This is a genomic window from Citrobacter amalonaticus (assembly GCF_018252635.1).
Taxonomy (GTDB): domain Bacteria; phylum Pseudomonadota; class Gammaproteobacteria; order Enterobacterales; family Enterobacteriaceae; genus Citrobacter_A; species Citrobacter_A amalonaticus_E.
On record NZ_JAGTXM010000005.1, the window covers coordinates 391,555 to 414,317 of the forward strand.

At 54.7% G+C, this 22,763-nt stretch carries 16 protein-coding genes; 6 read left to right on the forward strand and 10 right to left on the reverse strand.

What is annotated here, in order from left to right; all coding sequences use genetic code 11:
• Positions 1-6: 6 nt before the first annotated feature.
• Positions 7-765, forward strand: a complete 759-nt coding sequence (locus tag KE671_RS17330; RefSeq protein WP_206163983.1) for a DeoR/GlpR family transcriptional regulator — start codon at positions 7-9, stop codon at positions 763-765.
• A gap of 49 nt (positions 766-814) precedes the next feature.
• Here KE671_RS17330 and malT read toward each other — a convergent pair whose 3' ends face one another.
• Entirely contained in the window at positions 815-3,520 is a 2,706-nt protein-coding gene (gene malT / locus KE671_RS17335) for an HTH-type transcriptional regulator MalT (RefSeq protein ID WP_206163984.1), read from the reverse strand.
• Positions 3,521-4,119: 599 nt separating this feature from the next.
• Between malT and malP the strand changes: the two genes are divergently transcribed.
• Together malP and malQ are read left to right on the forward strand one after the other, a co-directional pair.
• Complete coding sequence (gene malP, locus KE671_RS17340) at positions 4,120-6,513, forward strand: maltodextrin phosphorylase (protein WP_206163985.1); 2,394 nt, start codon at positions 4,120-4,122, stop codon at positions 6,511-6,513.
• 9 nt (positions 6,514-6,522) lie between these two features.
• Entirely contained in the window at positions 6,523-8,607 is a 2,085-nt protein-coding gene (gene malQ, locus KE671_RS17345; RefSeq protein WP_206163986.1) for a 4-alpha-glucanotransferase, read from the forward strand.
• A 39-nt stretch (positions 8,608-8,646) separates the two neighbouring features.
• On the opposite strand, the gene gntT is transcribed toward malQ, so the two are convergent.
• The 3 genes from gntT to gntX form a co-directional block, all read right to left on the reverse strand.
• On the reverse strand, positions 8,647-9,963 hold the full coding sequence (gene gntT, locus KE671_RS17350; RefSeq protein WP_042998433.1) for a gluconate transporter: 1,317 nt from the start codon (positions 9,961-9,963) through the stop codon (positions 8,647-8,649).
• A 325-nt stretch (positions 9,964-10,288) separates the two neighbouring features.
• Positions 10,289-10,864: a Fe-S biogenesis protein NfuA gene (gene nfuA, locus KE671_RS17355; protein WP_042998432.1), complete on the reverse strand. Its 576-nt coding sequence runs from the start codon at positions 10,862-10,864 to the stop codon at positions 10,289-10,291.
• A gap of 58 nt (positions 10,865-10,922) precedes the next feature.
• Positions 10,923-11,606, reverse strand: a complete 684-nt coding sequence (gene gntX / locus KE671_RS17360) for a DNA utilization protein GntX (protein WP_206163987.1) — start codon at positions 11,604-11,606, stop codon at positions 10,923-10,925.
• A 37-nt stretch (positions 11,607-11,643) separates the two neighbouring features.
• Between gntX and bioH the strand changes: the two genes are divergently transcribed.
• A complete protein-coding gene (bioH, locus tag KE671_RS17365) occupies positions 11,644-12,423 on the forward strand; it encodes a pimeloyl-ACP methyl ester esterase BioH (RefSeq protein ID WP_206163988.1) in 780 nt (259 codons plus the stop codon).
• Between the two features lie 28 nt (positions 12,424-12,451).
• Here the strand turns inward: bioH and feoC are convergent, their stop codons facing one another.
• From feoC to greB, 5 genes are all read right to left on the reverse strand, one after another.
• Positions 12,452-12,688 (reverse strand): [Fe-S]-dependent transcriptional repressor FeoC, encoded by a 237-nt coding sequence (gene feoC / locus KE671_RS17370; RefSeq protein WP_206163989.1) that lies wholly within the window; start codon positions 12,686-12,688, stop codon positions 12,452-12,454.
• A 9-nt stretch (positions 12,689-12,697) separates the two neighbouring features.
• Positions 12,698-15,019, reverse strand: coding sequence for a Fe(2+) transporter permease subunit FeoB (feoB, locus tag KE671_RS17375; protein WP_206163990.1), 2,322 nt, complete (start codon positions 15,017-15,019; stop codon positions 12,698-12,700).
• Between the two features lie 18 nt (positions 15,020-15,037).
• The gene (gene feoA / locus KE671_RS17380; protein ID WP_206163991.1) at positions 15,038-15,265 is read right to left on the reverse strand and encodes a ferrous iron transporter A; all 228 of its coding nucleotides are present in this window, start codon (positions 15,263-15,265) and stop codon (positions 15,038-15,040) included.
• A gap of 375 nt (positions 15,266-15,640) precedes the next feature.
• Positions 15,641-17,956 (reverse strand): Tex family protein, encoded by a 2,316-nt coding sequence (locus KE671_RS17385; RefSeq protein ID WP_206163992.1) that lies wholly within the window; start codon positions 17,954-17,956, stop codon positions 15,641-15,643.
• Between the two features lie 98 nt (positions 17,957-18,054).
• On the reverse strand, positions 18,055-18,528 hold the full coding sequence (gene greB / locus KE671_RS17390) for a transcription elongation factor GreB (RefSeq protein WP_181628063.1): 474 nt from the start codon (positions 18,526-18,528) through the stop codon (positions 18,055-18,057).
• Between the two features lie 226 nt (positions 18,529-18,754).
• Between greB and ompR the strand changes: the two genes are divergently transcribed.
• Both ompR and envZ read left to right on the forward strand, forming a co-directional pair.
• A complete protein-coding gene (ompR, locus tag KE671_RS17395) occupies positions 18,755-19,474 on the forward strand; it encodes an osmolarity response regulator transcription factor OmpR (protein ID WP_001157751.1) in 720 nt (239 codons plus the stop codon).
• Positions 19,471-20,823, forward strand: coding sequence for a two-component system sensor histidine kinase EnvZ (gene envZ / locus KE671_RS17400; protein WP_206163993.1), 1,353 nt, complete (start codon positions 19,471-19,473; stop codon positions 20,821-20,823). The genes ompR and envZ overlap by 4 nt, the downstream gene beginning before the upstream one ends.
• 54 nt (positions 20,824-20,877) lie before the next feature.
• On the opposite strand, the gene pckA is transcribed toward envZ, so the two are convergent.
• Positions 20,878-22,497: a phosphoenolpyruvate carboxykinase (ATP) gene (gene pckA / locus KE671_RS17405; protein ID WP_206163994.1), complete on the reverse strand. Its 1,620-nt coding sequence runs from the start codon at positions 22,495-22,497 to the stop codon at positions 20,878-20,880.
• Between the last annotated feature and the right edge of the window lie 266 nt (positions 22,498-22,763).

Below are 22,763 nucleotides of genomic sequence, written 5' to 3' on the forward strand. Positions count from 1 at the left end.
ATAACAATGAAACAAACACAACGACATGATGCAATCATTGAACTGGTAAAAAAACAGGGATACGTCAGTACGGAAGAGTTGGTGGAGCATTTCTCCGTCAGCCCACAAACGATTCGTCGGGATCTCAACGACCTGGCCGATCAAAACATGATTCTGCGCCATCACGGCGGGGCGGCGCTGCCGTCCAGTTCGGTCAACACACCGTGGCACGATCGAAAAGCTACGCAGACGGCGGAAAAAGAGCGCATTGCGCGTAAAGTCGCCACGCAGATCCCCAACGGTTCAACGCTGTTTATTGATATCGGGACCACGCCAGAGGCCGTGGCGCACGCGCTGCTTGACCACAGTAATTTGCGTATCGTGACCAACAACCTCAACGTGGCGAACACGCTGATGGTGAAAGAGGATTTTCGCATTATTCTCGCGGGCGGCGAACTGCGTAGCCGTGACGGCGGCATTATTGGCGAAGCGACGCTCGACTTCATTTCCCAGTTCCGCCTGGATTTTGGCATTCTGGGGATCAGCGGCATTGACAGCGACGGCTCGTTGCTTGAGTTCGACTACCATGAGGTGCGCACTAAGCGTGCGATTATCGAGAATTCCCGCCACGTCATGCTGGTGGTGGATCATTCAAAGTTCGGTCGTAATGCGATGGTGAACATGGGCAGTATCAGCCTGGTGGATGCGGTATATACCGACACTATGCCGCCAGCAGGTGTGCTCCAGGTGATTACCGATAATCATATTCAACTGGAACTGTGCTAAACCGTTGAAGAAGATGACGCCCGGTCAGCATTGGTGCGGCCGGGCAACATTACACCCCATAACCCATCATTTTCAGCAGTCGCTGTGCGTGTTGTACCGCATCCTGACGGTGCGCTACGCCCAGTTTCTGATACAAATTACGGATATGCGTCTTGATGGTGGTCGCCGCCACTGCCAGTTCGCCTGCGATCTGCTCGTTGCTGTAGCCAGAATAAATCAGCCCCAGCACCTGCCATTCGCGCTGCGTCAGCGGGCTGGTGCGGATCAGTTCCGGCACTTCTGGATGGTTCAGCAGGCGCTCAACAAAGCCTTCGTCAAAGTGGGCGTATTTGTGGCGGTGATGCTGGTTGATCTCACGCAGAATGCGCTGCGCGCGGTGCTGGTCCAGTTCCGGAAGCGTATTGAGTTGAATAAGCTGGCGTAACTGTTGCGCCATCGACTCGCCTTCAATCACGAAATGGCTGATGAACCCGGTGCGATTGGCTAATTGCAGGGCATCAAGCAGCACACGCTGCGCGTCATTTTTCCGCCCAGCCTGCCAGTACAGTTGGTTGAGCAGCAACAGGTTACGGTTCAGATCGCTCATCAGACGCAGGCTGCGCGCATTTTCATTCAGCTCTTCCAGTACGATTTCAGCGGGTTCAAATTCGCCCAGCAGAATTTGCGCTCTGGCGATATTGCGCCACTGGCCTTGCAGGAAGTGGTTGTTGGCAAACTCCGGTTTCGGCGTCTGGCGTAACCAGTTGGCGGCCGATTTTTTATCGCCGGTCATCTGCCAGTAGATCACCCGGACCTTATCGGCGTTTGAGATCCAGTCGCTATGGTAGTGCCCGTTGCCCAGCAGATTCTCGAGGCGGTTAAGGTGGCTGCGGGCATTGTCCAGATCGCCACGGGCCAGCGAACACTGTACCAGCAGTGCCAGGCACTGTAGCTGCTGCTGCGGCTGAAAGGCGGAGAGCACTTCAATGCCGCTGCGCGCTGAGGCTTCCGCTTCGTCCAGTCGCGCCCACGCCCACAGCAGTTGGGCACGAATGCGCACCAGAAATTCGTGCATGGGTAACTGTTCCAGATGCTGATCTTTAATCAACTGGAACGCTTTTTCCTGGGTTTCCCACGCAGCCTGTAAGAAGCCCTGGGCAAAGAGAATTTCACTCTGCTGGATCAGGCTCCAGAGCGCATAGTGCCAGACATCATGATGACGGGCCATCTGCTCGGTCTGCTGCATCAACGTTAAGGAACGAGAGAGATCGCCTTTACAGTGCAGCACTTCGCCGTGTACTGACGTGGCGACAATGCGGCTGTAGAACCAGGCGACAGGCAGCTCATCCAGCGCCAGTTTCGCCAGTCGTTCCGCCTCGTCAGGATTGCCGTCGTTGATCGCTACCTGAGCGCGGAGGGCATTAAACTCAGCGTGCAGCGTGCTGTCCATCACGCCCTGAATCTCTTGTTCAGCCCGGGCCAGCAGGGTGTTTACTTCGCTGTAGCGATGCTGGCTCTGCATTAGCCAGGCCTGCAACAGCACCAGACGCGGGTTTTCCAGTAGGCTTTCCCACGGCAGCGCTTTTAACGACTCTTCCAGCAGCGCCAGTTCGCTGTGGTTGAACAATCCCCACGCGTGGTTAAGCAAAATATCGCGCAGCATATGCGCATCGCCCGCCGCCAGCGCATGATGAATGGCTTCGCTGGGGAAACCCTGCGCCATCCAGCTCTCTGCGGCGGCACGATGGATATCGGGTAACTCGGTCGCCAGTTCCCACTGGCAGCGCTGACGCAGAAAACTACCAAACAGCGGGTGATAGCTGAACCATTCGCCAGTATCATCCATCCGCTGCAGGAAAAGTCCCTGCCGCTCGATCTCTTCCAGCCGCATCTGACCGTTCTCTTCACCGGTCACTCGCACAATCAGCGCATCGTTCATTGAGCGTAGAACCGCACTTTTCAACAGGAAGAGGCGGGTACTGACATCGACGCTGTCCAGCACTTCATCAACCAGATAATCCGAGAGATGGCTGGCGTTGATTCCCGCCAGACGACGAGCCGACTGATGAGCTGAGTGGTTGTTCTGCCGTGCAGAGAGGGCAATAAGCTGTAATGCGGTTGCCCAGCCCGCCACATCGTCACACATCCGACTACTTTCGGCGGCTTCAATGGGGGAGGACAAGCGACGGTCAAAAAACTGTTTGGCTTCCTGGTGATTAAAGGCCAGTTGCTGACTGCCTATCTCCAGAAGCTGATCGCGCACGCGCAGATTGGCAATTCCCAACTGCGGTAAGTTACGCGACAGCACCACCAGCGTGAGATTTTCAGGCTGGTGACGCAGGAAGAAGCGCATGGATTCATGAATCACCGGATTGGTGATGAGATGGTAATCGTCGATGACCAGATACAGTGGGCGATGCCACTCCGCCAGCTCAATAAAGAGCTGCGCGAAAAGCGAGGTCAGGCTGACATACTGCCGTTTTTGCACCATCACTTCGCTGGTGGTGCAATGACCGTTGGTGGCCTGCTGCACTGCGGCAATCAGATAGCTGGCAAAACGCTCCTGCTGGTTGTCGCCCTCATCCAGTGAATACCAGCCGAGCTCACTTTTCCCTGCAGCCCATTGTGAAATGAGCGTGGTCTTCCCATAACCTGCTGGACTCGTGATCAGGGCAAGCCTGAAATTGTTCGCGCCGGAAAGTTTAGCCAACAGGCGCTCACGAACCACCGTATGGTCGAGTCGAACCGGACGACTTAGTTTAGACGGAATCAACATAGTTAACACTTCACTGTGGAAAATGGGGGACTGCGATTTTTTTTGCGCTTCGTAATTAATAGATATAAGGTCGGCCAGAAAGCACCTTAATGCAAGTTAAGAGGTTGTTTTGTGTTTCTGAATTTGCACTCTGTCACAAATCTTTATAAGCATGACAGAAACCGCTTTCAATCGTGCGCAAGGCCCAAACAGTCTGGGTTGGAGGGGGAATTGTACCGTGTGAAATAGGGCCATTTTATTCCTGTGGCCTTTGCTTTTATTAACGAAAGTGGCCTTATAACGTGACAAGGAATTAATTCCAATGTGATTATTCTGGCTGCTTTTTGATATTTCAGGTTAGAAACTGTTTCGCGATTTACATATTCCGGATGAGCGCCTTCTGAAATTTTGTCATTGTCCGGTGGTAACTTTGTCTTCAATGCGGTGAATTCGTCACCAATCCTCATCCGGTACGCTACCTTTAAGTGGCGGCGATCACACTTTTACGCTCATCCCCACGACTCCTCCCTGCCTAATCCAGAGTGGGATGAGGAAGGTCAACATTGAGCCTGGCAAACTAACGATAACGTTGTTTTTTTACCAAAGGACCCGGAATCCCTATGTCACAGCCTACCCTTAATCAAGAGCAATTTCAGGCAGCCCTGACACGTCAGTGGCAGCGTTTCGGTTTACTGTCAGCTCACGAGATGACGTCCCGTCAATGGTGGCATGCCGTCAGCGGTGCGCTGGCGGAACTCCTCAGTGCACAACCTGTGGCGAAGCCGGCGAAAAATCAACGCCATGTGAACTACATCTCTATGGAGTTCCTGATTGGTCGTCTGACGGGGAATAACCTGCTTAATCTGGGCTGGTATCAGGCAGTGAGTGATGCGCTGAAAGCACATAACATCAACCTGACCGATCTGTTAGAAGAAGAGATCGACCCGGCGCTGGGCAATGGAGGATTAGGTCGTCTTGCCGCCTGCTTCCTGGATTCAATGGCGACCGTGGGTCAATCTGCCACCGGTTACGGTCTGAACTATCAGTATGGCTTGTTCCGTCAGTCCTTTGCCGACGGTCAGCAAATGGAAGCGCCGGATGACTGGCACCGTGGCAGCTATCCGTGGTTCCGTCATAACGAGCAGCTTGATGTGCAGGTGGGTATTGGCGGTAAGGTGACGAAAGACGGTCACTGGGAACCCGGTTTTGTGATTACCGGGCAGGCGTGGGATCTGCCGGTGCTTGGCTACCGTAACGGCGTGGCGCAACCGCTGCGACTGTGGCAGGCCACCCATGCGCATCCGTTCAACCTCACCAAATTCAATGACGGCGATTTCCTGCGTGCGGAACAGCAGGGAATTGACGCCGATAAACTGACCAAAGTGCTCTACCCGAACGACAACCATACGGCGGGTAAGAAGCTGCGTCTGATGCAGCAATACTTCCAGTGCGCCTGCTCAGTGGCCGATATTCTGCGCAGACATCACCTGGCTGGCCGCAAACTGCATGAGCTGGCGGATTATGAAGTCATTCAACTGAACGATACCCACCCGACGATTGCGATTCCAGAACTGCTGCGCGTGCTGCTTGATGAGCATCAGATGAGCTGGGACGACGCCTGGGCCATCACCAGCAAAACGTTCGCCTATACCAACCATACTCTGATGCCAGAAGCGCTGGAGTGCTGGGATGAGAAACTGGTGAAAGCGCTACTGCCGCGTCACATGCAGATCATCAAAGAGATCAACGATCGCTTTAAGAAGCTGGTTGATAAAACCTGGCCTGGCGACAAGCAGGTCTGGGCGAAGCTGGCGGTGGTACACGACAAACAGGTACGCATGGCGAACATGTGTGTGGTCAGCGGCTTTGCGGTAAACGGCGTTGCCGCGCTGCACTCCGACCTGGTGGTGAAAGATCTGTTCCCGGAATATCACAAGCTTTGGCCGAACAAGTTCCATAACGTGACCAATGGCATCACGCCGCGTCGCTGGATCAAGCAGTGCAACCCGGAACTGGCTGCCTTGTTTGATAAAACGCTGAAGAAAGAATGGGCGAACGATCTCGATCAGTTGATCAACCTCGAGAAATACGCCGATGATGCTAAATTCCGCCAGACCTGGCGTGATATCAAGCAGGCAAATAAGGTGCGCCTGGCTGAGTTTGTGAAGGTTCGTACCGGGATTGAGATAAACCCACAGGCGATTTTCGACATTCAGATTAAGCGTCTGCACGAGTACAAACGTCAGCACCTGAACCTGCTGCATATCCTGGCGCTGTATAAAGAGATTCGCGAAAACCCGCAGGCAGATCGCGTACCGCGCGTGTTCCTGTTTGGCGCGAAAGCGGCACCGGGTTACTACCTGGCGAAAAACATCATTTTTGCCATTAACAAGGTGGCGGAAACCATTAACAACGACCCGAAAGTCGGCGACAAGCTGAAAGTGGTGTTCCTGCCGGATTACTGCGTGTCAGCGGCTGAAATGCTGATTCCGGCGGCGGATATCTCCGAGCAGATCTCCACGGCGGGGAAAGAGGCTTCCGGTACTGGCAACATGAAACTGGCGCTCAACGGCGCACTGACGGTTGGTACGCTGGATGGCGCGAACGTGGAGATCGCCGATAAAGTGGGTGACGAGAATATCTTCATCTTTGGTCATACCGTGGAAGAGGTGAAGGCGCTGAAAGCCAAAGGTTACGATCCGCTGAAATGGCGCAAGAAGGATAAAGTGCTCGATGCTGTGTTGAAAGAACTGGAAAGTGGGAAGTTCAGCGCGGGCGATAAGCATGCATTTGATCAGATGCTGCACAGCATAGGTAAACAGGGTGGTGACCCGTATCTGGTGATGGCGGATTTTGCGGCCTACGTTGAGGCGCAGAAACAGGTGGATGTGTTGTATCGTGACCAGGAGGCCTGGACGCGTGCGGCGATCCTGAACTCCGCGCGCTGCGGGATGTTCAGTTCGGATCGTTCCATCCGCGATTATCAGACCCGAATCTGGCAGGCGAAACGCTAAGGAAGCGCGATGGATAACAAACGTCTGGATAATGCCGCGCTGGCGGCGGGGATCAGTCCTAATTATATCAATGCCCACGGCAAGCCGCAGTCAATTGGTGCCGAAACCAAGCGACGTTTGTTGGATGCTATGCACCGTACCGCTGCCATGAAGGTGGCGGTAACGGCGGTGCCGAATGTGATGGTCTACACCGCAGGCAAAAAAATGTCGCTGGCGGTGGAAGGATGCGGTGAATTCAACTGGCTGTTGACCACCGAAGAAGGGGAGCAGTTTAAGGGGCACGCCACTGGCGGAAAATCCTTTACGCTGCCAACCAGGCTGCCGCTGGGTTATCACACCTTGACCCTGACGCAGGACGAACAGCGACACCATTGCCGCGTCATTGTGGCGCCAAAACGCTGCTACGAGCCGCAGGCGCTGCTGAGCGGGCAGAAACTCTGGGGGGCCTGCGTGCAGCTGTATACGCTGCGTTCAGCGCGCAACTGGGGGATTGGCGACTTCGGCGATCTGAAGTCGATGCTGGTGGATGTGGCGAAGCGTGGAGGGGCATTTATCGGCCTCAACCCGATCCACGCGCTCTATCCGGCAAACCCGGAGAGCGCCAGCCCGTACAGCCCGTCCTCGCGCCGCTGGCTGAATGTCATTTATATTGACGTAAATGCCATCGATGATTTTCACCGAAGTAAAGAGGCGCAGGCCTGGTGGCAGATGCCCGCCACGCAGAAAATGCTGCAACAAGCACGTGACGCCGAGTGGGTTGATTACTCCACCGTCACCACACTGAAAATGACCGCGCTGCGTATGGCGTGGAAAGGGTTTTCCGTTCGTGATGATGAGCAGATGGCCGATTTTCGGGCGTTTGTTGCGCAGGAGGGCGAGAGCCTGTACTGGCAGGCCGCGTTTGATGCGCTGCACGCTCATCAGGTGAAAGAGGACGAACTGCGCTGGGGCTGGCCGGTCTGGCCGGAAGCTTATCAGTCGATCGCTTCACCGGCGGTAAAAAAATTCTGTCATGAACATCGTGATGAGGTGGATTTTTACCTTTGGCTGCAATGGCTGGCCTATAACCAGTTTGCCGCCTGCTGGGAAACCAGTCAGGGCTTTAAAATGCCAATTGGCCTGTATCGCGATCTGGCGGTGGGCGTGGCAGAAGGTGGGTCGGAAACCTGGTGCGATCGCGAGCTGTATTGCCTGAAAGCGTCCGTCGGCGCGCCGCCGGATATCCTCGGCCCGCTCGGGCAGAACTGGGGCCTGCCGCCGATGGATCCGCATATCATCACCGCACGCGCCTACGAGCCGTTTATCGAACTCCTGCGGGCGAATATGCAAAACTGCGGCGCACTGCGTATCGATCACGTGATGTCGATGCTGCGCCTGTGGTGGATCCCCTACGGTGAAACCGCCGACCATGGCGCTTATGTTCACTATCCGGTTGACGATCTGCTGTCGATTCTGGCGCTGGAAAGCCAGCGTCACCGCTGCATGGTGATCGGTGAAGATCTGGGTACCGTTCCGGTGGAGATTGTGGGCAAGCTGCGCACCAGTGGCGTGTACTCTTACAAAGTGCTCTATTTTGAAAACGACCATGAGAAGAACTACCGTGCGCCAAAAGCGTATCCGGAACAGTCAATGGCTGTCGCGACGACGCATGATCTTCCAACGCTCAAAGGTTATTGGGACAGCGGCGACCTGACGCTCGGCAAAGCGCTGGGACTCTATCCTGATGAAGTCGTGCTGCGCGGGCTGTATCAGGACCGTGAGCGGGCGAAGCAGGGGCTATTAGATGCGCTGCACAAGTACGGTTGTCTGCCAAAACGTGCCGGGCATAAGGCCTCGCTGATGGCAATGACGCCGATGCTCAATCGGGGAATGCAGCGCTATATCGCCGACAGTAACAGTGCGTTATTAGGATTGCAGCCGGAAGACTGGCTGGATATGGCGGACCCGGTCAATATTCCGGGAACCAGTTCACAGTATAAAAACTGGCGTCGTAAGCTGTCAGTTTCTCTGGAAGCGATGTTTGCGGATGAACGTGTGAACAAGCTGATTAAGGATTTGGATAAGCGGCGAAAAGCGGCAGCGAAGAAGAGGTGAAAATAAAGAACCCGCCAGTTGGCGGGTTCTTTTTTAGCATTAAACCACCGTTCCCAGTAGCAGACAGCCAATCAGGCCGCAGACGGAGATAATGGTTTCCAGCATCGACCAGGACTTGATGGTCTCGCCGATGGTCAGGTTAAAGTACTCTTTGAACAGCCAGAAGCCGGGATCGTTCACGTGAGAGAAGATGACGCTACCGGAACCGACGGCAATAACCATCAGCTCAGGGCTGACGCCGGTGGTCGCGATCAGCGGAGCGACAATCCCACCCGCCGTAATCGCGGCGACGGTAGCAGAACCCAGCGCGATACGCAGAACGGCGGCGATAGACCATGCCATCAGCAGCGGAGAGATGTTGGTTTCGTGCATCATGGACGCAATGTATTTGTCCACGCCGCTGTCGACCAGCACCTGCTTGAACGCACCGCCACCGCCGATGATCAACAGCATCATCGCGATGATTTTGATGGAAGAGGTCAACGTATCGTTAATCTGGTCCATTGAACGGCCACGGTTCAGACCGAAGGTGAACAGGGCGATCAGCACCGCAATCAGGGTTGCCATCACCGGGTCACCGAAGAACTCGGCAACAGGCAGGAAGGCATGGCCTTTGGGCAGAATCATCTCAGCAATCGCACGCATTGCCATCAGTACGACCGGGACCAGCGAAGTCCAGACGCTGACGCCAAAGCTTGGCATCTCTTCTTCAGTGAAGGTTTTTGCGCTGTACAGACCTTCCGGAATAGGCTTATCAATGCCTTTCAGGCAACGCGCAAAGACCGGGCCTGCCAGAATGACGGTCGGGATCGCCAGAATCGTACCGAACAGCAGGGTTTTACCCATGTCGGCATGGAAAATGGTGGCAATAGCCGTTGGGCCCGGGTGCGGCGGCAGGAAGCCGTGGGTTACGGAGAGCGCTGCGGCCATCGGAACACCGACATACAGCAGCGGGATATTAGCAGCAGCGGCAATGGTGAACACCAGCGGCAGCATCAGCACAAAGCCCACTTCATAGAACAAAGCAAAACCGACGGTGAAACCCGTTAATACCACGGCCCATTGAATGTGTTTCTTACCAAACTTTGCTATCAGCGTAGTGGCGATACGTTGTGCACCCCCGCAGTCTGCCAGCATTTTGCCGAGCATGGCGCCAAAACCCATAATCAGGGCAAGACTCCCCAGGGTACCGCCAACACCGGCTTTGATGGAGCCAATGACTTTATCCAGCGGCATTCCTTGCATCAATCCAACCGCAAGCGCCACCAGGACGAGGGCGATGAAACCGTTCATTTTGAAGCGGATCATCAGGAGTAATAACAAAATTACACCGATAGCAACGATGACTAATGGCATGATTTACCTGGCCTTTCAATTTGTTATGGGTAACGTCAATGTTATGACGACAAACTACGTTTATCCCAACCGGGAACAGAGACGTAACGGCACCTCGACGAATTACCCTTAAAACTATTTAGTTTAGTCGGATGTGATGTGTGTGTTTGGTGCCCATATGAATGATACGGGTAACACAGGGTGATTGAGAATCACCCCGGCAGGCTAAATTTAAATTATGCGAGGCAGGTCAAATTCTCGAGGGGATGTTGCAGAAGGTGTAGAGAGGGAGGCATGTACAACCCGATGAGCGTGAGCACCCTCGGGCTGTACACAATCAGCGAACTTAGTAGTAGGAGTGTTCGCCGCGCTGGTGTTCAGTCAGATCCCGAACGCCTTTCAGTTCCGGGAACTCGTTCAGCAGTTGCTTCTCGATCCCTTCTTTCAGGGTCACGTCGACCATGGAACAGCCGTTACAGCCGCCGCCAAACTGCAGAATCGCGTAGCCTTCGTCAGTGATTTCCATCAGAGAAACGCGACCGCCGTGCCCGGCCAGTTGTGGGTTAATCTGAGACTGCAGCATATACTCCACGCGCTCCATCAGCGGCGCATCATCCGCCACTTTACGCATTTTCGCATTCGGCGCTTTCAGCGTCAGCTGGGAGCCCAGTTGATCGGTCACGAAATCGATCTCCGCGTCTTCCAGATAGGGCGCGCTCAGTTCATCAACATAAGCGGTTAGCAGGTCAAATTTCAGGGCGGTGTCGGTTGCTTCCACGGCGTCCGGCGGACAATAAGAAACGCCACATTCAGCGTTAGGCGTTCCGGGATTAATCACAAACACACGGATTTGCGTCCCTTCTTCCTGATTTGCCAGCAGTTTGGCAAAGTGCGCTTGTGCAGCATCGGAAATACGGATCATAGTAATGGCCTAATAGTTGACTATTTTAGTTGGTTATAATACGCCCATCATCGAGGCTCTACAAGGTTCGACACAGGCACCATACCTGGACAGTCGCCGCGCCGTTGCGTAAAAGCAGCTGCGCGATCTCCGCGACGGTACTGCCGGTCGTGATGACATCATCCACAACAACCATATGGAGTCCCTTCACCGGCAATTCAAGGCGAAAAGCATTTTTCAGGTTACGCTTGCGCAATCTGGCGCTGAGATGGTGCTGTGTGGCGGTGGGGCGAATGCGCGTAACGCTTCGACTGTCCCAGGGGCAGCGCAGCCAGCGAGACAGCGGCTGGCATAACAGATCGCTTTGATTAAACCCTCTGCGCCAGTGGCGGCGCTGCCAGAGAGGAACGCTAATCAGTCTGTCTGGCAAGATTAGCCCGGTCTGACGACGTGCCTGTAACACTTCCAACAACAGCATGCGTGATAGCGCAGGGGCAATGTCGCTGCGTCGGGAAAATTTAAGCTGATGAATCAGCGTGCTGAGCGGTGGGGCATAATCGCTGACGGTAATCAGTCGCTGCCAGGGCGGCGGTTTTTGCAGGCAGCGACCGCAAGGCATTGTGGGAAGCGCTGAAGGGAGTCCGCACCGTGGGCAGAGCGATTCGTGCCGACGCGCCGCGCGTTCGCAGACGGAACAGATCCCCCAACGGCTCAGCGCCAGTGGCATTCGGCATAGCCAGCATAATCCCGGTACTGTTAGCATAGGTTCATCCTTGTAGGCGAAAAGAGAACAGTAACTGATGAATGACATCTGGTGGCAGACCCGTGGAGAGGGAAATTGTCATCTTGTGCTGTTGCACGGATGGGGACTTAATGCTGAAGTGTGGCATTGCATTCGCGAGGAACTGAGCTCGCATTTCACGCTGCATCTGGTCGATTTACCAGGTTTTGGCCGTAGCCAGGGTTTTGGCGCCATGACGCTAGAGGAGATGGCGGAGTGCGTGTTGGCGCAGGCGCCAGAGAAGGCTATTTGGCTTGGCTGGAGTCTTGGCGGACTGGTGGCAAGCCAGGTGGCGTTAACGCATCCTGAGCGGGTGCAGGCGCTGGTCACCGTGGCGTCGTCCCCTTGTTTCAGCGCACGTGACGCGTGGCCGGGGATTAAGCCAGAAGTACTCGCGGGATTTCAGCAGCAGCTCAGCGAAGACTTTCAACGAACGGTGGAGCGTTTTCTGGCCTTGCAAACGATGGGGACGGAAACGGCGCGTCAGGATGCTCGCGTGCTGAAAAAAACCGTGCTGGCGCTGCCGATGCCATCGGTAGCGGTACTTAACGGGGGGCTGGAGATCCTTAAAACGGTTGATCTGCGCGAGTCGCTGACATCGCTAACGGTGCCATTCCTGCGTTTGTACGGCTATCTGGACGGGTTGGTTCCCCGCAAGGTAGTGCCACTGCTTGATGCACTATGGCCAGAGAGCGAATCGCTGATCTTTGCGAAAGCGGCACATGCCCCGTTTATTTCGCATCCTGATGCGTTTTGTCAGGCGCTGGTGGCGCTGAAACATGAGATACAGGCCGGGTAAGCGGATCGCCCACCGGCCTCAGAGAGAACTAACGCAAAGCCCACCATTCCCGAAGGCAGGCTTTGCCTTCGGGACAGCTTTTACAGCTTCCGGAGAGACAGCCGTCAGGCGCTTCCTGAATCCGCACGGCTTTACCCATCATTTCCAGTTGATTGAGCATGGCGTCGATCATCGGTTGCGGCGTATGCAGTGTATGGCTGATTTGAGCTGCTTCCATGCGCCCCTGCAAGGCCAGTAAATCGCGAACCTGAATTAACGAAGCCATTGTGACACCTTAGTGGCAATCGCCGGTGGTCGCGCTGGCACAGCAGTCGCTGGCGTTTTTCCGCGTTGCCAACAGATTGACATTCACCCGACTACGAGCCCGGCGCAGTAGTCCCAGAACTACAACGTTAAACAGGATCACGGCCAGGATGCATACCAGGCTGTAACGCGGGTGCTCACTGTAGCTGGCAACCTGGTAGAACACAGTCGACAGCGAGTAGGCGATATTCAGGCCCCACAGAATGGAGAAACCCATCCAGCCGCGACTGGATTCACGGGCAATCGCACCCATTACCGAGATGCACGGAACGTACAGCAGGACGAAAATCAGGTAGCTATAGGCCGCTGCCGCGCTGCCAAATTTCGCATCCATCACGCCCATTGCGCCGGTTGCCATTTCGCCGTCGCCTTTGCTGGCTTCGATTGGGTTTGCCAGTACGCTCAGGCTGAAGGTATCTTTCAGGCTCTGCCAGGTTTCATCCAGCGCGCTCAGCAGCTCATCGCCAAGGTTAAACTCAGCCGGATTAAACTCCTCATCCTGAATATTTTCCGCGGTATAGAGCGTATTGAGCGTACCGACCACCACTTCTTTTGCCATTGCCCCCGTAAACAGACCGACCGTTGCCTGCCAGTTGTCTTCATGAACGCCAATCGGCTTGAAGATGGGGGTGATCACGCGGCTGACGGAGGCCAGCGCGGAGTCGTTGATGTTATCGACAATCTTGCCGCTCAGCGAGAAGCTGTTAAACGCGCTCAGGAAGATGCTGACAATGACAATCACTTTACCGGCGCGCAGCACAAATCCTTTGAGACGCTGCCAGGTCTGGATGATCAGACTCTTGATATGCGGGACGTGATAAACCGGGAGCTCCATCACAAACGGAGAGGCTTCGCCACGCATGATGGTGTGTTTGAGCATCAGCCCGGTGAGTACCGCCATCACAATACCCAGCACATACAGTGAGAACACTGCCAGCGCGCCGTTTTGCCCGAAGAAGGCGGCGGCAAACACGGCAAAAATCGCCAGTCGCGCACCACACGACATGAACGGCGCCATCATGATGGTCATCAGACGCTCGCGTGGCGCATCCAGGGTACGGGCTCCCATCACCGACGGTACGTTGCAGCCAAAGCCGACAATCAGCGGAACGAACGATTTACCCGGCAGCCCCAGCGCCTGCATCAGACGATCCATCACAAACGCCGCCCGCGCCATGTAACCGGAGTCTTCGAGGAACGAGAGGAACAGGTACATCATGCCGATCTGCGGGACCAGCGGCAGAACGGTGTTAATCCCGCCGCCAAGACCCTGCGCCAGGAAGATGGTCAGCCAGTCCGGGAAGTGCAGCGTATAGCCGATCCACTGAATGCCGTGAATAAAGATGGCCACAGAGCCGGCATCAAAAATCGGGGCCAGCGCGCCGCCAATGTTAATGGCGAGCAGGAACATCAGGTACATCACAAACAGAAAGATCGGCAGACCCAGAAAACGGTTGAGGATGATTTTGTCCACGGCTGTCGTAAAGCGGCTGGGCTCTGCGGTCAGGGTATTGCTCACCACGTCACAAATTGCCGCAATGCACTGGTAACGCGCATCGGCGATATGCAGCGCCGGATCGTCCATCTCGTCGCTCAGATGCGCCAGAGAAATATCCAGTTGCGCAGCAGCATCACCGGCGTATGCCCGGCTGTAGATATCCCCTTCCAGCATTTGCAGGCCGAGCCAGCGACGCTGTTGCGCTGGCATCTCTTTTGCCATTGCGTTTGCCAGTTTATCGGCCTCACGCAGCAGCGGCTGGGCGTAATGCACCAGTTCGACGTTTTCATTTTTACTGTGACGGTCAATCGCCAGCTTCAGCGCTTCGATGCCGCGTCCACGGGTGGAAACCAGCGGGACGACCGGGCAGCCAAGGCGGGTTGAAAGGGCATCAATATCAATGCGGACTTTCTGTTTTTCCGCAATGTCGAGCATGTTGAGTGCGACAATGCACGGAATACCCAACTCAAGCAGTTGCAGCGTCAGATAGAGGTTACGCTCAAGGTTCGAGGCATCCACCACGTTGATCAGCAGATCGGCGTCGCCGCTCAGAATATAGTGGCAGGCAATCTGCTCATCCAGAGAGGTTTGCGAAGAGATGGTGGTGAGCGAATATGTACCGGGCAGATCGACCAGCGTGACCTGGTGATCCGTGGTTGAGAATTGCCCTTCTTTACGTTCCACGGTGACCCCGGCCCAGTTGCCTACGCGCTGCCGGGCGCCGGTCAGTTGGTTAAACAGGGTCGTTTTGCCGGAATTTGGATTACCAATTAAGCCAATGGTTAATTTTTTCATCGTTATAGACTCACTGTATTAACAGGAAACCGCTTCCACTTCTAATAATGCCAGGTCTTTTTTACGCAATACCAGGCTAACGCGACGCGTTTCAATATGAACAGGATCGCCTAAGGGGGCGACGCGCACGACGTTAAATGAGGAACCCGGGAGCATGCCGAGGGAAAGCAGTTTCTGGCGGTATGCAGGACTTATTTCACGGGCAAAACCGGTAATTTTCCACGCAGTATCTGGAGCAAATTGCATAAGAACCTACTTGTTTCTCGCTAACTGGATGTTTACCTCATGGGGCAAGGTGGCACGGCATGAGACCAGATGATTAGTCAACGAAGGAGAGACTAAATATTCTACAATGCAATGATAATGAGAATGGTTTTTATCTTCAACCGATTAAATGTGACGGAATGTGGGTTTGAATAATAATCTGCGTCATTTTTGATATGGCTCAAAAATAATAACCAGCAGGTGAAATGATTTGAACCATTAATAAAGTAACGCTGTTAATGTTTAATTAAGGTTTCATCTGTTAATGAGGTGAAAAATATAGTGGGGTGTTGAGGGAAAACTGTGTAAATATGCCGGATGCGGGGTCTTCACCGCTATCCGGCACACAATCCAGACTTAACGTTTTTTACCCATTGCTGCCGCGAGCGCATCCATCATCGCGCTGTTACCGGCGGGTTGCGATTCACGAGCTCGTGGTTTTACCGCTTTCGCTGCCGGGCGGTCGTTTCCGCCGCCGCGACGAGCATTGGTTTCACCCGGTTGTTCGTCCAGGCGCATCGTCAGGGCGATACGTTTACGTGGCAGGTCGACCTCCAGCACCTTTACCTTCACAATATCGCCAGCTTTCACCACGGTGTGCGGATCTTCGACAAACTTGTTCGACAGCGATGAGATGTGAACCAGCCCATCCTGATGAACGCCGATATCCACAAACGCGCCAAAGTTGGTGACGTTGGTAACTGCGCCCTCGAGAATCATCCCCGGCTGCAGATCGTTCATGGTTTCCACGCCATCGGCAAACTGCGCAGTTTTGAACTCCGGACGCGGATCGCGACCCGGTTTCTCCAGTTCCTTGATGATGTCGCTGACGGTCGGGACACCAAACTTATCGTCGGTGAAATCGACGGCTTTCAGATTACGCAGCTCACTGCTGTTGCCCATCAGGTCTTTCAACGCTTGTTGCGTCGCCGCCAGAATACGCTCCACGACCGGGTACGCTTCAGGGTGAACGGTGGACGCATCCAGCGGGTTGTCGCCGTGGTTGATACGCAGGAAGCCCGCGCACTGTTCGAAGGCTTTTGGCCCGAGACGGCTCACCTTCAGGAGTTGCTGGCGGTTCTGGAACTGACCGTTCTCATTGCGCCAGGCGACGATATTCTGCGCCATCATGCGGGTTAATCCCGCCACGCGGGTTAACAGCGGAACCGAAGCAGTGTTCAGGTCAACGCCAACGGCGTTAACGCAGTCTTCCACCACCGCGTCCAGCTTACGGGCTAACTGTGTCTGGCTGACGTCGTGTTGATACTGACCGACCCCAATCGATTTCGGATCGATCTTCACCAGCTCTGCCAGCGGATCCTGCAGACGACGCGCAATGGACACCGCGCCGCGCAGAGAAACGTCGAGATCGGGGAATTCCTGTGCCGCCAGTTCCGAGGCGGAATAGACTGACGCACCGGCTTCACTGACGATCACTTTCTGCGCCGTCACTTTCGGGAACTGCTTCTGTACGTCGAGGAAGAAGCGTTCGGTTTCACGCGAGGCGGTGCCGTTACCAATTGCCACCAGTTCCACATTGTACTTTTCACACAGCGCCGCCACTATCACAGCCGCTTTCGCCGCCTGACCGGTGTGAGGGTAGATAGTATCGGTGGCGACCAGCTTGCCAGTGCCATCCACCACAGCGACTTTCACCCCGGTTCGCAAACCCGGATCGAGGCCCATGGTGGCGCGCAGACCCGCCGGCGCCGCCATCAGCAGGTCGTGCAGGTTACGGGCAAATACGTTGATCGCTTCGTCTTCCGCGCGCTCGCGAACGGTTCCCATTAACTCGGTTTCGAGGTGCATCAATACTTTGATACGCCACGTCCAGCTCACCACGCCTTTACGCCAGCTGTCAGCCGGTGCGTTGTTCAGCCGCAGGCCGAGGTGATCCATAATGATTTGTTCGCAGTGGCTCTCTTTCGGCGGTTCATCAAACTGCGGGTCGGCATTCAGCGAAAGCTGCAACACGCCTTCATTACGACCGCGGAACATCGCCAGCGCACGGTGAGAAGGTACGCTTGAAATCGGTTCGTGATGGTCGAAATAGTCGCGGAATTTTGCCCCTTCTTCTTCCTTGCCGCTGACCACGGTAGAAACCAGATGGGCGTTCTTCCACAGGTAATCACGCACTTTCGCCAGCAGCGCGGCGTCTTCGGCAAAGCGTTCCATCAGGATATAGCGAGCGCCATCAAGCGCGGCTTTGCTGTCGGCAACGCCTTTCTCAGCATCGATATATTTTGCCGCTTCGGTGTCTGGATCGTGTGACGGGTCGTTCCACAACAGGTCGGCCAGCGGTTCCAGACCGGCTTCAATCGCGATTTGTCCACGGGTGCGGCGTTTCGGTTTATACGGGAGGTAAAGGTCTTCGAGTTCGGTCTTACTTAACGTGCCGTTGATGGCATTAGCCAGATCATCGGTCAGTTTGCCTTGCTCGGAAATGGACTTGAGAATGGCCTGACGGCGCTCTTCCAGTTCACGCAAATAGCCCAGTCGGGTCTCCAGATTACGCAGTTGCGTATCGTCCAGGCCGCCGGTAATTTCCTTACGGTAACGTGCGATAAACGGCACGGTGTTCCCTTCGTCAAGCAGGCGAACGGCAGCGGTGACCTGGTCGGCCCGGGCCTGAATTTCGCCCGCAATAATGCGGCAGAAAGAATCATTCATCATGGATTGGCTTCATCTACTGAGTAAAAAATCAGGGAACAGTTATACGGATTGACGGACAAAAACGCCAGCCATAGCGCGGGGCTTCGGATTGTTCCTGCTCATTTTACGTATTCGATCGCATTCACGTACCAGCTTGCTTCTCCGCCAGGCGTGTTGACCACTGCGAGATCGCCGACCTCTTTTTTCAGCAGCGCGCGCGCCATCGGCGAGTCGATGGAGATGTAATCTTTACGGCCGAAAATTTCATCGTAGCCGACAATCCGAAAGCGACGGGTATTGCCATCATCATTCTCAATTTCTACCCAGGCGCCGAAAAATACTTTTCCCTCCTGCTGCGGGGAATAATCGACGATCTTCAAATTTTCCATGCATTTGGTCAGGTAGCGGACGCGTCTGTCGATCTCACGCAGGCGCTTTTTATTATACTGGTAGTCGGCATTCTCGCTGCGATCACCCAGACTCGCCGCCCAGGTCACCTTCTTTGTGACTTCCGGACGTTCTTCACGCCAGAGGTAGTTGAGCTCGCTTTTGAGTTTTTCGTACCCTTCCCGGGTGATCAGAGGCGTTTTCATCGTGTTGATTACCTTTAAGTCTGTGACGAAACGCACAATTCGTATTACGTCACCCTGATAACAGAATAAATAATGTGCTGTGCGTTTCATTGTATACTTAAGCTGCTGTTAAATATGCTTTGTAACAATTTAGCCTGGAATTCATACCAGAATTCGCTGGTGACGAACGTAAGCTTTTTTAAGAATACATACCTTCAATTGTTGCGAACCTTTGGGAGTACAAACAATGCAAGAGAACTATAAAATTCTGGTGGTCGATGACGACATGCGCCTGCGCGCGCTACTGGAGCGTTATCTGACCGAACAGGGCTTCCAGGTTCGAAGCGTCGCTAACGCCGAGCAAATGGATCGCCTGCTGACCCGCGAATCTTTCCACCTTATGGTACTGGATCTGATGCTGCCGGGTGAAGATGGCCTGTCTATTTGCCGCCGTCTGCGCAGCCAGAGTAACCCGATGCCGATCATCATGGTCACGGCGAAAGGGGAAGAAGTTGACCGCATTGTCGGGCTGGAAATCGGCGCCGATGACTATATCCCGAAACCGTTTAACCCACGTGAACTGCTGGCGCGTATTCGCGCGGTGCTGCGTCGTCAGGCGAACGAACTGCCGGGTGCGCCTTCACAGGAAGAAGCGGTCATTGCCTTTGGTAAGTTCAAACTGAACCTGGGGACACGCGAAATGTTCCGCGAAGATGAGCCGATGCCGCTCACCAGCGGTGAATTTGCCGTGCTGAAAGCACTGGTGAGCCACCCGCGTGAGCCGCTGTCCCGTGACAAACTGATGAACCTGGCGCGTGGCCGTGAGTATTCTGCGATGGAACGTTCCATCGACGTACAGATTTCCCGTCTGCGTCGTATGGTCGAGGAAGATCCTGCTCACCCGCGTTATATCCAGACCGTGTGGGGCCTGGGCTACGTCTTCGTACCGGACGGTTCTAAAGCATGAGGCGAATGCGCTTCTCGCCACGAAGTTCATTTGCCCGCACGCTGTTGCTCATCGTCACCCTGCTGTTTGTCAGCCTGGTGACGACCTATCTGGTGGTGCTGAACTTTGCGATTCTGCCGAGTCTCCAGCAGTTTAATAAGGTCCTGGCTTACGAAGTACGTATGCTGATGACCGATAAGCTGCAACTGGAGGATGGTACGCAACTGGTGGTGCCTCCCGCTTTTCGCCGGGAAATTTACCGTGAGCTGGGGATTTCTCTGTATTCCAACGAAGCGGCCGAAGAGGCCGGACTGCGTTGGGCGCAACACTATGAATTCTTAAGCCATCAGATGGCGCAGCAGTTGGGCGGGCCGACGGAAGTGCGCGTCGAGGTCAACAAAAGCTCGCCGGTGGTCTGGCTGAAAACCTGGCTGTCGCCCAATATCTGGGTGCGCGTACCGTTAACGGAAATTCATCAGGGCGATTTCTCGCCGCTGTTCCGCTATACGCTGGCCATCATGTTGCTGGCGATAGGGGGGGCGTGGCTGTTTATTCGTATACAAAACCGACCGTTGGTGGATCTGGAGCATGCAGCGTTGCAGGTAGGGAAAGGGATTATCCCGCCGCCACTGCGTGAGTATGGCGCGTCCGAGGTGCGCTCGGTGACTCGTGCCTTTAACCATATGGCGGCCGGGGTGAAGCAGCTAGCGGATGACCGAACGCTGCTGATGGCGGGGGTCAGTCACGATCTTCGTACGCCGCTGACGCGTATTCGCCTGGCGACAGAGATGATGGGCGAGCAGGACGGTTATCTGGCGGAATCCATCAACAAAGATATCGAAGAGTGTAACGCGATCATTGAGCAGTTCATCGACTATCTGCGTACCGGGCAGGAGATGCCGATGGAGATGGCCGATCTTAACGCCGTACTGGGTGAAGTGGTGGCGGCAGAAAGTGGTTATGAGCGTGAAATTGATACCGCGCTACAGCCGGGCTCCATTCAGCTGAAAATGCACCCGCTGTCCATCAAACGAGCGGTGGCGAATATGGTGGTTAACGCTGCACGTTACGGCAACGGATGGATCAAAGTCAGCAGCGGGACGGAACCTCATCGTGCCTGGTTCCAGGTAGAAGATGACGGCCCCGGCATTAAGCCTGAACAGCGTAAACACTTGTTTCAGCCGTTTGTGCGCGGCGACAGTGCGCGCAGCACCAGCGGTACCGGATTAGGGCTGGCGATTGTGCAACGCATCATCGATAACCATAACGGCATGCTGGAGATTGGCACCAGCGAGCGGGGCGGACTTTCTATCCGCGCCTGGCTACCGGTTCCTGTGACCCGCGTCCAGGGGACGACCAAAGAGGCGTAAAAAAGGGAGGCGAAAGGCCTCCCTTGTTATTTTTGCTTTATCCGATCTGGTGGCTTACAGCTTCGGGCCGGCGCTGACCAGCGCTTCGCCTGCTGGCGTATCGGTGTATTTTTCGAAGTTCTCGATAAACAGTTTCGCCAGCGCAGTCGCTTTTTCCTGCCACTGTTCCGGAGATCCGTAGGTGTTACGCGGGTCGAGAATACGGGTATCTACGCCCGGCAGCTCCGTCGGGATCGCCAGATCAAACATCGGCAGGTTGAAGGTTTCCGCATCGTCCAGAGAACCGTTCAGGATGGCGTCGATAATGGCGCGGGTATCTTTGATAGAGATACGTTTGCCCGTACCGTTCCAGCCGGTGTTGACCAGGTAAGCTTGCGCGCCTGCGGCCTGCATGCGTTTCACCAGCACTTCAGCATACTGCGTCGGGTGCAGCGACAGGAATGCTGCGCCGAAGCAGGCGGAGAAGGTTGGCGTCGGCTCGGTGACGCCGCGCTCAGTACCAGCCAGTTTGGCGGTGAAGCCAGACAGGAAGTGGTACTGCGTCTGGTTGGCTGTCAGGCGAGAAACCGGTGGCAGCACGCCAAAAGCGTCAGCGGTCAGGAAGATCACCTTCGTGGCATGACCAGCTTTGGAAACCGGCTTAACGATGTTTTCGATGTGGTAGATCGGATAGGAAACGCGAGTGTTCTCGGTTTTCGAGCCGTCGTCAAAATCAATCGTTCCATCGTCGCGCACGGTGACGTTTTCTAACAGCGCATCACGGCGGATAGCGTTGTAAATTTCCGGTTCCGCTTCTTTCGACAGCTTGATCGTTTTGGCGTAGCAACCGCCTTCAAAGTTGAACACGCCGTCATCGTCCCAGCCGTGCTCGTCATCGCCGATCAGACGACGTTTCGGGTCGGTAGAGAGGGTCGTTTTCCCGGTGCCGGAAAGACCGAAGAACACAGCAACGTCACCTTTCTCGCCCACGTTGGCGGAACAGTGCATTGATGCAATGCCTTTAAGCGGCAGCAGATAGTTCATCACCGAGAACATGCCTTTCTTCATTTCGCCGCCGTACCAGGTACCACCAATCAATTGGATACGTTCGGTCAGGTTGAAGGCGACAAAGTTCTCGGAGTTCAGGCCCTGCTCTTTCCACTGTGGGTTTGTGCATTTCGCGCCATTCATCACGATAAAGTCAGGCTCAAAGCCTTCCAGTTCTTCATCGCTTGGGCGAATAAACATGTTCTTCACGAAATGCGCCTGCCACGCTACTTCAGTAATGAAGCGGACAGAGAGGCGGGTGTCGGCGTTTGCGCCACAGAAAGCATCAACGATAAACAGGCGTTTACCGGAAAGTTGATTGGTTACCAATCCTTTCAGGTGCTGCCAGGTTTCCTGGGACAGCGGTTTGTTGTCGTTCTTACCTTTTCCTTTGTCGGACCACCACAGCGTGTCACGCGTGGTGTCATCACGAACAATGTACTTATCCTTCGGCGAACGTCCGGTGAAAATACCGGTATCAACTGCAACGGCACCCAGGTTCGTCAATACACCGCGCTCGTAACCTTCCAGGCTTGGGTCTAGCTCTTCCTGGTAAAGGGTTTCATAGCTTGGGTTGTAAACGATATCCTGAACGTCGCTGATACCATAAGCCTTGAGATCTTGCGGGGTTAATCGTTTCACGCGCATATCACTGCTCCTTAGCCAATATGTATTACCTGAAATAATAAGGTTTTTGTTGGGGTCTTAACCGCGACAAGGCTCATAGATTTACTTATCTGGACAAAATCACGATTGACTGAAAACGCTGTGACTCCAGTCACGAAGCGGGGCTTATTATGGCAGGAATGACTTTTTAGTTGTGGAAAATGTTCCTAAAAGGTTAAAGATTAGTATTTTTCACGGAGATGTTGTGAGTGTAATCGCATTCATGTGGAAAATTAACAAACCACTTA